Source organism: Fundidesulfovibrio sp. YSD1, from assembly GCF_055397115.1.
The window spans coordinates 521,890-534,745 of record NZ_AP043666.1 but is presented as its reverse complement, the minus strand read 5'-3'; the positions used below and the strand labels follow the sequence as shown (position 1 = coordinate 534,745).

Here is a 12,856-nt window from a genome sequence, read left to right as displayed (position 1 = left end):
AAAAAAGCTACTACAAGGGCCTCGCCGCCGAATCCGGCGATGCGTCCGCCACTCTGCCTCCATGGAGGATTCCATTGTCCGTCTTTTTCCGCTTGCTCGCTGCCGTTTTCGTCTTCGTGGCCGCCGTTTCCGTCTCCACCGCGCACGCGCAGGTGGTGGACAAGATTGTGGCCCAGGTGAACGGGGAGGTCATCACCCTGTTCGAATTGAACGAGAAGGTGAAAGCTTACGTCACCCAGATAGAAAAACGCCCCTTCAATCCCTCCGACCCCGCGCTCAAGGAGCTGCAGACGCGCATCCTGGCCACCCTGATGGAAGACATCATGCTCAAGCAGGAGGCCGCCAGGCTGAAGGTGAACATCTCGGACGCCGAGATAGAGTCGCGCATCCGCGAGATTCGGGAAAAGGGCGGCCTCTCCGAAGCCCAGTTCGTCCAGCAGCTCAGGCTCGAGGGCATGTCCCGCAAGCAGTTCGCCGACGCCATCAGGAAGGACATCCTCAAGAAGCAGATCCTGGGCTACATGGTGCAGCGCAAGGTCGTGGTCAGCGAGGAGGAGATCAAGAAGTACTACGACGAGCACAAGTCCGGCCTGCGCTCCGAGTCGGGGCAGCGCGTGGCGCTGATCATGCTCGACAAGCCCGAGGAGGCCAAGGCCCTGCGCCAGAAGATCGCCTCCGGGCAGATCTCCTTCGCGGATGCGGCCCGCAAGTTCTCCGTGGGCCCCGGCGCCGAGCAGGGCGGCGACCTGGGCAAGGTCGAACCCAAGGACCTGGCCCCCGAACTGCGCCAGGCCCTGAACGGGGTCCAGCCCGGCGGGGTGAGCGAGGTGGCCACGCTCGACGGCAAGCCCGTGCTCCTGAGCCTGAGCGCCACCAAGGATTCCCCCGCGTCCGCGCCCTCCGGCGCCCCCGCCATGGAGAGCGTGCGCAACGAAATCTACGAGAAGATCTACCGCGAGAAGCTCGAGAAGCAGTTCGCCGAGTACATGGCCAAGCTGCGTGCCAAGTCGGTCATAAAGGTCAACCTCTGAGCTCTTGCATAAGGACGTATGATGACCCTCGAGGAAATGGGCGCTCTCTTGCGCCAGGAGCGCGAACGCCAGGGAATCAGCCTGGAAAAGGCCGCCGCCGACATCAAGATCAGCAGGAAGTACCTGATCGCTCTTGAGGAAGGCCAGACGGACGAACTGCCGCATCCTGTCTACGCCAAGGGATTCGTCAAGAATTACGCGCGTCTGCTGGGCCTCGACCCGGAGGAGATGGGCGCGGTGCTCTCCAACCACTACGCCGTGGACGACGACCACCTGCGGGACATGCCCCGCTACGAGGGGCGCGAAAGCGGCCCGGCCATCAAGGAGCGCAGGCCCTCCTTCGCCAAGACGTCCTCCCCGGGCCATGCGTTCAAGCCGTCGCTCCTCTACGGGGTGCCGCTTTTGCTCGTGTTCGCGGGCTTGGCCTGGTTCTTCTTCTTTTCCAGCTACGCCAAGGACTTCTCCTTCGACGGCGTGATCGGCTCGGTCAAATCCCTGTTCGAATCGGGCGGCCAGCCCGCGCCCGAGGCGGCCAAGCCGGCGGCGCCCTCCAAGGCCCCGGCCCAGTCGCCGCAGGCCCCCGCGGCCCCCAAGCCCGAGGCCAAGCCGGAAGCCAGGCACGAGCCCGTCCCGGCTCCGGCCGACCAGGGCGCGCCCGTGCAGCGCGACCTTCTGGCCACCACCCCCGGCCCCGGCGGCCAGCACCCCGCGCCCGCCGCCCCGCAGCTCGCGCAGGAGCCCGCCATCACGGCGGCCAAGCTGGCCTCCGAGGCCCAGTTCGCCGCCTCGGGCAAGCAGGTGGTGGAAGTGAACGCCAACCAACCCGCCTCGGTGGAGGTCTCCACCGAGGATGGCCAGACGCGCGCCTTCACCCTGGTCAAGGGACAGCGCCTGTCGCTTCGCTTCAACGACAAGATCTCCGTCCGCTTCCTCCAGGCTCCCGCCGTGGCCGTAAGGCTGAACGGCAAGGACTACCCCCTGGAGGGCGGCAAGGCCGAAGGCAAGAGCATCACCTTCCCCTAACCGGTTTCGCGCGCCGCGCGCGACGGCGCGGCGCCGGCGGCAGGCCATGGCCCACAGTCCCGCTCCCCGCTCCCACGACGACCACGCCCCGCACGACGGGGCTTTTTTCGGCCCCCCCCGGACGCTGACCGTGCCCGGGGTCGGGCTGGTGCGCGCCTGCCCGCCGTCCGGCCCGTCCTTGGCCGCGAGGCCGGGTTTCGCGGGCGGCCAGGCCCGCCGGAGGCTTCGTGGAAAGCGTTGAGAAGGCGTTGGTGCTCAAGGTGGGCCGCTTCAAGGAGGTGGACGCCTGGGTGCGCCTGTTCTCGGCGCGCAAGGGTATCTTCACGGCCTTCGCCTTCGGGGGCTCCGTGAGCAGGCGGCGATTCCTGGGCTGCCTGGACCCGCTCAACATCGTCAGCTTCAAGGTGCGCACCGACACGGCCAAGGGCTACACCTACCTGCTGGAGGGCTCGCTTTTGGCGTCGCACCCCACGGTGCGCGCCGACGGCGAGCGCCTGGGCATGGCGGTCAACTGCCTGAAGTTCCTGGAGGCCGCGCACCTGGGGCCGTCCGGCGGCGACGGGGCCTTCGCCCTGCTGACCCGGACGCTTGCCGCCCTGGAGGAGGCCCAGCGCCCCTCCGGGCTCCTGCCCATGTTCTTCCGGGCCAGGATGGCCTTCGACCAGGGCTTCAGGCCCGAGCTCGAGAGGTGCGCGCGCTGCGGCGCGGACCTGGCCTCGCAGCCCTCGGCGCAGTTTCTCGTGGAGCAGGGCAAGCTTCACTGCGGGGCCTGCCGCCAGTGGGGGAAGGGCGCGAGCGTGCTTCTGGGGAGCGAGGCGCTCAAAACCCTCGGTCTCATCTGCCTGGGCGGCCCGGAGGGCTGGGCGCAGGCGCGCGTTTCGGGCCAGGCCCGCATGGAGTGCGGCCGGGCCCTTGACATGTTCGTGGAATACCACCTGGGCTTGACCTGGGAGCATGGCTCGTTTAGGCGCATCTGACGCCTTTTACTCCAGAGGAGTTCTCATGCACTTTCAAGACGTCATCCTCACCTTGCAGAGCTACTGGGCCAAGCAAGGCTGTCTGATCGTCCAGCCCTACGACCTCGAAGTCGGAGCGGGGACCTTCAACCCCTCCACGTTCTTCAGGGTCATCGGCCCCGAGCCCTGGCGCGTGGCCTACGTCGAGCCTTCCCGCCGCCCCACCGACGGCCGCTACGGCGAGAATCCCAACCGCCTCCAGCACTACTACCAGTTCCAGGTGATCCTGAAGCCCTCGCCGGACAACGTGCAGGACCTCTACCTGGAGAGCCTGCGCGCGCTTGGCGTGCCCCCCGAGGCCCACGACATCCGCTTCGTGGAGGACGACTGGGAGTCGCCCACCCTGGGCGCGTCCGGGCTCGGCTGGGAGGTCTGGTTGAACGGCATGGAGGTGACGCAGTTCACCTACTTCCAGCAGGTGGGCGGCATCGAGCTTTCCCCCGTGTCCGTGGAGATAACCTACGGGCTCGAGCGCATCTCCATGTACCTTCAGGAGAAGGAATCGGTCTACGACCTCTCCTGGAACGGCGAGGTGACCTACGGCCAGGTGCACCACCAGGGCGAGGTGGAGCATTCGAAGTACAACTTCGAGCTTGCCGACGCGGACATGCTCCTGTCGTTCTTCAACTCCTGCGAGGCCGAGTGCAGGCGCCTCTGCGAGCAGGGCCTGCCCTGGCCCGCCTACGACTACTGCCTGCGCTGCTCGCACACGTTCAACATGCTCCAGGCGAGGGGGGCCATCTCCATCACCGAGCGCACCGGCTACATCGCCCGCGTGCGCGCCCTGGCCTCCTCCCTGGCCCGTCTCTACGCCGCCCAGCGCCGGGACATGGGTTATCCCCTCCTGAAAAGCTAAAGGACTTCATCCATGCCTGCATTCTTGTTGGAAATCGGCTTCGAGGAGATGCCCTCGCGCTTCCTGGCCTCCCTGACCGGGGAGCTGCGCCAAGCCTTGAGCGGGCTTCTGGAGCAAAACAAGCTGGGCTTCTCCCAGGTCCAAAGCTGGGCCACGCCGCGCCGCCTGGCCGTGCTGGTGGAAGGCCTGGACGGGGAGCAGCGCCGCGAGGAGGAGGTCGTCACCGGCCCGCCCGTGCGCGCCGCCTACGACGCCTCGGGCAATCCCACGGCGGCCGCCCTGGGCTTCGCCAAGGGCCAGGGCGCGGAGATGTCCCAGGTGTTCACCGTGGACACCCCCAAGGGCCAGTACCTCGCCGTGCGCAAGACCACCGGCGGCGTGAGCGCCTCGGAGCTTCTTCCCGGCGTCTGCGCGGGGGCGCTCAAGGCGCTCAATTTCCCCAAGAAGATGCGCTGGGGCAGCCTGGACTACTCCTTCGGCCGCCCCATCCGCTGGATCGTGGCCCTGCTGGACTCCGAGGTCGTCTCCTTCGAGGCAGCCACCGTGCGCTCCGGGCGCTCCACCTGGGGCCACCGGGTCATGGGCGCGGGGCCGTGGGAGCTCTCCAGGGTCGAGGACTATTTCCCGACGCTCGCGGACAAGGCCAAGGTGGTGCTCGACCCGGCCGCGCGCCGCGAACTGATCGTCACCCAGTGCGAGAAGGCCGCGGCCTCGGCCGGGGGCAGGCCCGTCATAGTGGAGCGCCTGCTGGACGAGGTCTGCGGGCTGGTGGAACACCCGCTGGTGATCCTTGGCAGCTTCGACAAGCGCTACCTGGAGCTCCCGCGCGAGGTGCTGCTCACTAGCATGGAGAGCCACCAGAAGAGCTTCGGCGTGGAGGACGAGAAGGGCGCGCTGCTGCCGCACTTCTTGACCACCGCGGGCCTTGAGCCCACGGACGTGGCCCTGGTGCGCAAGGGCTGGGAGCGCGTGCTCAAGGCCCGCCTGGAGGACGCCCGCTTCTTCTGGGAGACGGATCTGGCCTCGAGCTTCGACAAGTGGCTGGCCAAGCTCGACTCCGTGACCTTCCTGGCCCCCCTTGGGTCCATGGGCGCGAAGACCCGCAGGGTCGAGGCGCTCTGCGGCAAGCTCGCGGGGCTGGTGAAGCCCGAGATCACCCTGGAGCTCTGCCAGGCGGGCAGGCTCGGCAAGGCCGACCTGGTTTCCGAGATGGTGGGCGAGTTCGCCGAGCTCCAGGGCGTCATGGGCGGCGTCTACGCCCGGCGCAAGGGCGAAAGCGAGCTCGTGGCCCGGGCCGTGGCCGAGCAGTACATGCCCCTGGGACCCGACAGCCCCGTGCCGGGCAGCCTCGGCGGCGCGCTCCTGGCCGTGGCCGACAAGATCGACACCCTGGCCGGATGCTTCGGCCTGGACATGATCCCCACCGGCGCGGCCGACCCCTACGCCCTGCGCCGCCAGGCCCTGGGCATCTGCCGCATCGTTGTGGAGCACAAGCTGCGCATCGACCTGGGATGGCTGGTGGACGCCGCCTTCGCCGGATACGAGGGCGTGGCCTGGAAGCTCGACCCCGCCGAGGCCAAGGCCAGGCTGCTGGAATTCTTCGGTTCGCGCCTGAAGGCCTGGCACCAGGGCCGGGGAGTGCGCCCGCAGGTGGCCGACGCCGCCCTTGGCGCGGGCTTCGCCGACGTCTGGGCCCTGGACGCGCGCATGGGCGCGCTCACGCGCTTCAGCGAGGGCGAAGGGTTCGACCAGGCTGTGCTGGCCTTCAAGCGCGCGGCCAACATCATCCGCAAGCAGGCCGCCGAGATGGAGCTCACCGGCTCCTTCGATCGCGCGAGCCTCAAGGAGCCCGCCGAGGCGGCCCTGGCCGACGCCCTGGAGGCCAACGCCGCGCGCTTCGAGGAGCTCTGGGCCAAGGACGACTTCGACGCCCTGTTCGGGCTGCTCGGGGAGCTGCGCCCCAGCGTGGACGCCTTCTTCGACAACGTCATGGTCATGTGCGACGACAAGGACCTGAAGCTCACGCGGCTCAACCTGCTCAAGTCCCTGGTGGACAGGCTCGGCAGGCTGGCCGATTTCGCCGCCCTCCAGGTGTGAGGAGCGCGGCTTATTCGATTGCATGCGGAAAGGCGCTTGACAAAACGCGTCGTCGCGCCTATCAAATCCGTCTTTGAACTTGATGCGAGGAGGGAGATCCCTTGGCCAATCATAAGTCCGCGCTGAAAAGGCACCGTCAGAGCCTTGTTGCCCGTGCCCGCAACCGCGCCATGAAAACCTGTGTGAAGAACGCCATCAAGGCCGTGCGCGCCGCCATCGACACGAAGGACGCCGCCGCCGCCCAGACCGCCCTGAAGGAAGCCACCGCCGTGCTGGACGGCGCCGCCTCCAAGAAGATCATCCACTGGAAGACCGCCGCGCGCAAGGTCTCCAGGCTGAACTTGGCCGTCAACAAGATCCAGGCCTAGTAGTTCAGGACAACTTTTCCAAGCCCGCCGGCCCTGGGCCGCGCGGGCTTTTCGTTTTTGTCCCTGGAAAGAGGGGGAGGCGGGCCGCCATGTCCTGCCCCGGCCTTCGCCGCGAAGCGAAACATCACCCCCGCCTAAAGCCGCCCCCCGGGTTTCGGCCCGCCGCGCCCGGTCCGGGACAGGCCACACGGCCGCCTGGGCCCATCTGTCGTTCAGGCGGGGGGAGCCCCGCCGGCCGGCCAGCCAAGCCTATCGTCCGCCGCGCGGCAGCCCGGCCAGGATCTCGTCCATCTGGCGCGTGAAGAGCGTGCTCCCGCCCATGGCCGGATGGCGCACGGCCGGGAAGCTCATCTCCGGGAACATCTCCCCAAGCGACTGCTCCGCCTTGCGTCCCACCGCCACCACCAGGCCCGGCCTGAAGATCTCCAGCACGCGCTCGAGATATGGCTTGCCCATGGCCAGCTCGGCCTTGCCGGGGGTGCGGTTGGTGCGCGCCTCGCCCGGCTTGTGCGGGTGGAAGGGCAGGGCGTTCCACAGAAGCGGCACGACCCCGTGCCGGTCGGCCACTCCCCAGACCCAGCGCCCGCTGGGCTCGAAAATGTCCCCCTGTCTGAACATGCGCTCCCGGTGCGGGGCGAAGAACGTGTTTTGCGAGTCCCTGAGCGTCTCCGGGCTGGTGAAGGGCATGCCCGTGAGCGCGCATCCCCTGTGCCCGGCGGCCTCGCCGATGAGCGCCACGGGCACGGGCGAGGAGGCCAGGAAATCGAAGTACAGCTTGAGGTTCCCGGCAAGCCTGGGGTCGGCGAATGGGTTGAAGAGCGCGGGGGGGCTCTTGAAGGCGGCCAGATCCTGGATGAGCCGGTCGATGGCGGGCTTAGGCATGGTGTCTTTAGGGCTTGCGTCGTTGATGAACTGGGATTCCAAAGGGCGAAGCCCTTTGGCCGCCGGAGGCTGATACCTGTCGGCACCCGCTGCCGGCAACAAAAAAACGCCCCGGAGCCAGAAGCCCCGGGGCGTTGAATACTCGAAGTCAGCTTAGGACAACTGGGCCAGCAGCTTGTCCTTGATGTCGTTGATGGCGCCTTCGCCGTTCAACTCGATGTACTTGGTCAGCCCCTTGGCGGCCAGGTCCTTGTAGAAGTAGGCGGAGGCCAGGGTGCCGGTGTTGGTGTCGTAGTAGATGTCGTGACGCTTGCCGATGGCGCCTTCGTCCTGGTCGTCGGAGCGGGCGGAGAGGTCGCCGCCGCAGACGCGGCACTTGTCGCCGTTGGGCTTGATGGCGTCGATGAAAATGTTGTTCGGGTGGTTGGGGTCGTTCTTGCAGATGCGGCGGCCCATGATGCGGTTCTTGGCCACTTCGCGCGGCAGCAGGATCTCGATGACGTAGTCGAGCTTCATGCCCTCGGCCTGCAGGGCGTCCCACAGTTTCTGGGCCTGCACGGTGTTGCGGGGGAAGCCGTCGAGCAGCCAGCCGCCCTTGCCGCGGGTCTTCAGGGTCTCGAGAACCATGGGGATGGTGATGTCGTCGGGCACGAGGTCGCCGCGGTCGATGTACGCCTTGGCCTTCTTGCCCAGCTCGGTGCCGCCGCCGATGTGCTCGCGGAAGATGCCGCCGGACTCGATGTGAGCCAGGTTGTACTTGTCTTTGACCAGGGAACCCTGGGTTCCCTTGCCGCTGCCGTTGGGCCCGAAGATCAGGATATTCACGCGCCGCCTCCTTGTTTAAAAAATAACAATCGGTGCTCTCTATCCCTCAGGCTGGGAAGTGTCAACGCCGGGGACGTCCGGGGCGGGCAGGAAACGGATGCCGCCGCGTTCGATCACGGCGAGCTTTCCGCCTGGAAACTGGAAGGATTTCCCGGTCTGGCGGGTGGCCCAGGCCTTGTCCAGGCCGTGCAGGGCGGCCGACAGCGGCTGGCCGGGGCCGAGGCGCTCCACGGCGCGCTTGTAGAGGCGAAGCCGCAGCGCCTGGGTGGCTCCTTCGAGTGCCGAAGCCGGGAGAAAGGCTCCGTTTTCTTCCTTGAACCCGGCTCTCAGGACGCGCAACACCTCGCCGTCCCAGTGCGTCTCGTCGATGCGGGCCTGACGCCAGAGCTCGGCGGCGGCGGCCAGATAGTCCGGATTTTCACGAACGAACAGGGGCAGGATCTCGGCGCGCACGCGGTTTCTGGTGAAGGCCTGGTCGCGGTTGGTCTCGTCCTCGCGCCAGCTCGCGCCGCATTCGGCGAGAAAGCCGCGCAGTTCGGCCTTGGGGGTGAGCAGCAAGGGGCGCAGGATGCGCCTGCCCGGATCCCAGGCGGGCATGCCCCCGAGCGCGGGCCAGCCGCTGCCGCGCATCAGGCGCATGAGCTGGTCCTCGGCCAGGTCGTCGAGCTGGTGGGCGCAGGCCACGGCGAAGGCGCCAAGGCCCGCGCGGACCTCCTCCAGCCAGGCGTAGCGCGCCCTGCGCCCGGCGTCCTCGATGCCCGTGCCCAGCGACTCGGCCAGGGCGGCCACGTCCCGGCGCGCGCTCACGAATTCGATGCCGCGCTCTTCGCAGAACGCCCGGCAGGCTGCCGCGTCCTCGAAGGAGGACGGGCGCAGGCCGTGGTCCAGATGCGCGGCGACGATACGGGTGTTCAGGCGCGGGGCCAGGGCGCCCAGGATGAGGAGCAGGGCGGTGGAGTCGAGGCCGCCCGAGAAGGCGGCCACCAGCGGGCGGGAAGCGAAGCCTTCGGGAGCGAGCGTGGCCGTGAACGACTCCACGCGCAGGCACAGCCGGGCCTTCGCGGGCGTCAGGTCCTTGAGGCCGAGCGCCCGGGCCATGGCCTCAGACGATCCCTTTGTCCAGGAAGTACTGGGCGTAGAGCTGGTCGTAGACCGTGACGTGCCCCTTGAACCAGTCGATCAGGAAGTCAAGGAGTTCCCGGGAGACCTCGGCGCGCCCGCCCAGGTGGTCCAGCTCGAAGTGCAGGAGCTTCTCGATGAAGGCCTCGTGCTGCGCCGCGTGCTCGTGCAGGCCCGGATAGCCGTGCTTGGCCATCCAGCGCTCCTCCAGGGTGAAGTGCTCGCGCACGTAGGCGTTGAGCTCGCTGACGACGTCGTTCATGACCGCCCTGTCGGCCCCTTGGAGCATGGCGTGCTCGAGCTCGCCTATGATCTCCACGAGGTGGCGGTGCTGCTGGTCGATCTCCTGGATGTTCACTGAAAGGTCGGGGGTCCATCTGATGGCGGCCATGTGCTACTCCTGGCTTGGCGCGGTCTAGACGGCGATGTCCAGTTCCTTGATGAGGCTGTCGAGCAGGTCGATCATGTGTTCCCGAAGCCCCGGGTTGGCGTAGGCCACGCAGGAGCAGCGCAGGATCTGCCGCGCGCGCACGAGCAGTTCCAGGCGGATCCAGCCGTCGCCGGTCTCCAGGGGCAGGAAGAACGGCCCGCAGGATTCGCCGTGCTCCTTCTGCTCGGGGCCCAGGCGGTCCTCGGGGATGGGGATGTAGTACATCCCGGAGATGGACCCGGTCCAGCCTTTCTGCTTCAGGCGGTCCTCGATGCGGGTCACGTCCTCGGGGGTGAGTTCGTCAACGGTGTAGGCGCGCATGTCACTCCTCCAGGCCGGGCTTGCGGTCGCGGTGCGCCCCGGGGGGCACGGTCTCGTCGTCGAGGTTGAACATCCGGCGGGCCAGGTCGAGGAAGCGTTCGCCTCCCTCCTCGCGGGCGCGCCGCTTCAGGAAGATCAGCGGGTCGTGGTAGAGCTTGCGCGGCAGGGTCAGCGCCAGGGTCTCCACCGCGGCGCGGACCTCCTCGGCGCAGTCTGGGCCGAGGCGCTTGAGCGTCTTGCGCAATTCCTTGCGCGCCAGCTCCTCCCCGCGCGAGAGCATGTCCACGATGGTGGGCTGGAGGTCCAGCGAGTCGAGCCACTGGCCGAACTTGGCGGTCTCGGCGTCGATGATCTCCCTCGCTTTCTCGGCCTCGGACTGGCGCTGGGCCTTGTTCTCCTCCACCACCTCCTTGAGGTCGTCGATGTCGTAGAGGTAGACGTTGTCCAGGCTGTTGATGTCCGGGTCGATGTCGCGCGGCACGGCGATGTCGATGAAGAACATGGGCCGGTACTTGCGCTTCTTCAGCACGTCCTTGATGTCTCGGGCGCGGATGATGGGCTCGGGTGAACCCGTGGAGGTGATGACGATGTCCACCTCGGGCAGGCGCTCGATCATCTCGGAGAAGGCGTAGGCCTTGCCCCTGAAGCGCGAGGCCAGCTCCTCGGCGCGCGAGTAGGTGCGGTTGACCACGCACAGCGACCTGACCCCGGCCCCCACCAGGTGGGTGGCCGCGAGCTCGGCCATCTCGCCCGCTCCCACGAGCATGGCGGTCTGGCCGCTCATGTCGCCGAAGATGCGCTTGGCCAGCTCCACGGCCGCGTAGCTGATGGACACGGCGCTGGTGCCGATGCCGGTCTCGGTGCGCACGCGCTTGGCCACGGAAAAGGCCTTGTGCAAAAGCCTGTTCACCACGACCCGGGCCTGTCCGCTCTCCACGGCCACCTTGTAGGCCTGCTTGAGCTGGCCGAGTATCTGCGGCTCGCCCAGCACCATGGAGTCGAGCCCCGAGGCCACCAGGAACAGGTGCTTCACCGCGTCCAGGCCCTTGTGCTCGTAGACGTGGGGGCTAAGCTGGCGCGTGTCGCGCCCGCTGGACCCCGCCCAGCATTCCAGCACCTTGGCCGACACGTTCGATCCCAGCGGGGCCACGGCCACGATCTCCACCCTGTTGCAGGTGGAGAGCACCAGAACCTCGTCCACGGCGCGGCCCAGGGAGCGCACGCATTCCTCGAAGGCCAGCTGGTCCTTGAGGGCGAAGCACTCCCGCACGTCCACGTCCGCGGTGCGGTGGTTCAGGCCGAAAAGATGAATGTCGTGCTGCATCAGACGAAGCTGTGGTGTGTCTTGACGAAGAAGTTGATCCCGAGCATGGAGGCGAAGCTCAGCCCGAACACCCAGATTGCCAGCCATGCCGTCTTGCGTCCGCGCCAGCCCAGGGCCTTGCGCTGGTGGAACAGGTAGGCGAACAGGAGCCAGATGAACACCGCCGTGAGCTCCTTGGGGTCCCAGGAGAAGAAGCGCTTCCAGGTGATCCCGGCCCAGAAGAAGCCCGAGATCATGCCCACGGTGTAGAGCGGAAATCCAACGTTGACCGCCAGCCTGTTGGCCGCGTCCAGCTTGTCCAGCGAGGGCAGGGCCGCCCAGATGCCGGTGAGCTTCTCTTTCGACTTGATGCGCCGCTCCAGCTTCAGGTAGGCCGCCCCGGCCGCGCAGGCCATGGCCATGAGCCCCATGGAGCCGAAGAGCGTGCCGATATGCAGCCCGAAGAAGAGCCCGGCCAGCGACGGCGGCAGAGGCACCCGCTCGCCCGATACCGCCTGGGAGCCAAGCAGCAGCACCAGCGCCAGGGGCGTGGCGATGAGCCCCAGAAACGAGAGCCTGAGGCGCATCCAGAGGATGAAGAGCACGAGCAGCACGCTCCAGGAGAACAGGCTCAGGTAGAAGCCGCCGCTGGCGAGGGCGCCGGTCTGGTCCTGGACCAGGGCCATGCCCAGGGTCAGGCCGTGCAGGGCGAAGCCCGCGCCGGAGATGGCCCCGCCGATGACGCGGGGGCGCTCCTTGCGGGTGAGCATTCCCCAGATGTGGCCGCCGCTGCCCGCCAGGTAGAGCGCTATCACGGCGTAGAAGAGCAGGTCAGATGAGCCCATCCAGTATCTCCGGGATGCGCGGGTGCAGTTCGGCCGGAATGTGGCTGGCCAGGAGCCTTGCGGCCGCGTCCTTGTCGGAGCGCTCCAGGGCGTCCAGCAGGCCTGAATCCACGAGGCCCCTGAAAATGTCGGCATTTCGCGGCGAGCCGAGGCCAAGCTCCAGCACCAGGGGCCTCAGCCTCCCCATGAGCACCAGGGCCGCGCCATACTCCTCGCCCAAGAATTCGCCCAGCCCCTTGCGGATCTTGCGCGCGAGCGCGGGCGAGCCCCCGCCCGTGGAGATGGCCACGGTCAGGTCGCCCTGGGTGAACAGCGCGGGCACGATGAAGCTGCACTTCTCGGGCTGGTCCACGATGTTGCAGAGGATGCCCCGGGCCTCGCAGGAGCGGCTGATCGCCCAGTTGAGCTCCTCGTTGGACGTGGAGGCGATGACCAGGAAGCGGCCGTCCAGGTCGGACTCCTGGAAGGAGCGGCGCTCGAAGCGCACGGCCGGGTGTTCGATGGCCTCCAGGAGGTCCTGGTCGGGCTCGCGCGTGTCCAGCACGAGCACTTCCTTGGCCCCGCAGGCGGCCAGGGTGCCTATCTTGCGGCGGCCGACCTCGCCGGCGCCCACCACGAGGCAGCGCTTGCGCGAAAGGTCGGCGAAGAGGGGGTAGTATCGCATGGGCGGGTACCATAACAAATCCGGGCCTGCACGCAAAGCCACTTTCTTTCCCCCCGGCCTTGGGATACCCCTTGAG

14 protein-coding genes are annotated in these 12,856 nt (G+C 67.7%); 6 read left to right on the top strand and 8 right to left on the bottom strand.

What is annotated here, in order from left to right:
• The first annotated feature begins 74 nt into the window (after positions 1–74).
• The 6 genes from ACZ5V4_RS02580 to rpsT all read left to right on the top strand — a co-directional run bounded on the left by ACZ5V4_RS02580 (position 75) and on the right by rpsT (position 6,391).
• Positions 75–1,031 (top strand): SurA N-terminal domain-containing protein, encoded by a 957-nt coding sequence (locus ACZ5V4_RS02580; protein ID WP_464316614.1) that lies wholly within the window; start codon positions 75–77, stop codon positions 1,029–1,031.
• A gap of 21 nt (positions 1,032–1,052) precedes the next feature.
• Positions 1,053–2,054 carry a helix-turn-helix domain-containing protein gene (locus ACZ5V4_RS02575; protein ID WP_464316613.1) on the top strand — a complete coding sequence of 334 codons (1,002 nt, stop codon included), beginning with the start codon at positions 1,053–1,055 and terminating at the stop codon, positions 2,052–2,054.
• A gap of 227 nt (positions 2,055–2,281) precedes the next feature.
• Entirely contained in the window at positions 2,282–3,031 is a 750-nt protein-coding gene (recO, locus tag ACZ5V4_RS02570; protein WP_464316612.1) for a DNA repair protein RecO, read from the top strand.
• Positions 3,032–3,056: 25 nt separating this feature from the next.
• Positions 3,057–3,926: a glycine--tRNA ligase subunit alpha gene (glyQ, locus tag ACZ5V4_RS02565; RefSeq protein WP_464316611.1), complete on the top strand. Its 870-nt coding sequence runs from the start codon at positions 3,057–3,059 to the stop codon at positions 3,924–3,926.
• A gap of 12 nt (positions 3,927–3,938) precedes the next feature.
• Complete coding sequence (gene glyS, locus ACZ5V4_RS02560) at positions 3,939–6,023, top strand: glycine--tRNA ligase subunit beta (RefSeq protein ID WP_464316610.1); 2,085 nt, start codon at positions 3,939–3,941, stop codon at positions 6,021–6,023.
• A gap of 101 nt (positions 6,024–6,124) precedes the next feature.
• The gene (gene rpsT / locus ACZ5V4_RS02555) at positions 6,125–6,391 is read left to right on the top strand and encodes a 30S ribosomal protein S20 (protein ID WP_464316609.1); all 267 of its coding nucleotides are present in this window, start codon (positions 6,125–6,127) and stop codon (positions 6,389–6,391) included.
• A 249-nt stretch (positions 6,392–6,640) separates the two neighbouring features.
• Here rpsT and ACZ5V4_RS02550 read toward each other — a convergent pair whose 3' ends face one another.
• From ACZ5V4_RS02550 to ACZ5V4_RS02515, 8 genes are all read right to left on the bottom strand, one after another.
• Complete coding sequence (locus tag ACZ5V4_RS02550; RefSeq protein ID WP_464316608.1) at positions 6,641–7,273, bottom strand: uracil-DNA glycosylase; 633 nt, start codon at positions 7,271–7,273, stop codon at positions 6,641–6,643.
• A gap of 153 nt (positions 7,274–7,426) precedes the next feature.
• Entirely contained in the window at positions 7,427–8,098 is a 672-nt protein-coding gene (locus ACZ5V4_RS02545; RefSeq protein ID WP_464316607.1) for an adenylate kinase, read from the bottom strand.
• Positions 8,099–8,137: 39 nt separating this feature from the next.
• Positions 8,138–9,196 (bottom strand): tRNA lysidine(34) synthetase TilS, encoded by a 1,059-nt coding sequence (gene tilS / locus ACZ5V4_RS02540; protein ID WP_464316606.1) that lies wholly within the window; start codon positions 9,194–9,196, stop codon positions 8,138–8,140.
• A gap of 4 nt (positions 9,197–9,200) precedes the next feature.
• Complete coding sequence (locus tag ACZ5V4_RS02535; RefSeq protein WP_464316605.1) at positions 9,201–9,608, bottom strand: bacteriohemerythrin; 408 nt, start codon at positions 9,606–9,608, stop codon at positions 9,201–9,203.
• Between the two features lie 24 nt (positions 9,609–9,632).
• A complete protein-coding gene (locus ACZ5V4_RS02530) occupies positions 9,633–9,968 on the bottom strand; it encodes a hypothetical protein (protein WP_464316604.1) in 336 nt (111 codons plus the stop codon).
• Between the two features lies 1 nt (position 9,969).
• Entirely contained in the window at positions 9,970–11,292 is a 1,323-nt protein-coding gene (gene hemA, locus ACZ5V4_RS02525) for a glutamyl-tRNA reductase (RefSeq protein ID WP_464316603.1), read from the bottom strand.
• Positions 11,292–12,116: a cytochrome C assembly family protein gene (locus tag ACZ5V4_RS02520; protein WP_464316602.1), complete on the bottom strand. Its 825-nt coding sequence runs from the start codon at positions 12,114–12,116 to the stop codon at positions 11,292–11,294. Before ACZ5V4_RS02520 ends, hemA begins: the two co-directional genes overlap by 1 nt.
• Entirely contained in the window at positions 12,103–12,780 is a 678-nt protein-coding gene (locus ACZ5V4_RS02515; RefSeq protein WP_464316601.1) for a precorrin-2 dehydrogenase/sirohydrochlorin ferrochelatase family protein, read from the bottom strand. The genes ACZ5V4_RS02520 and ACZ5V4_RS02515 overlap by 14 nt, the downstream gene beginning before the upstream one ends.
• Positions 12,781–12,856: the final 76 nt, after the last annotated feature.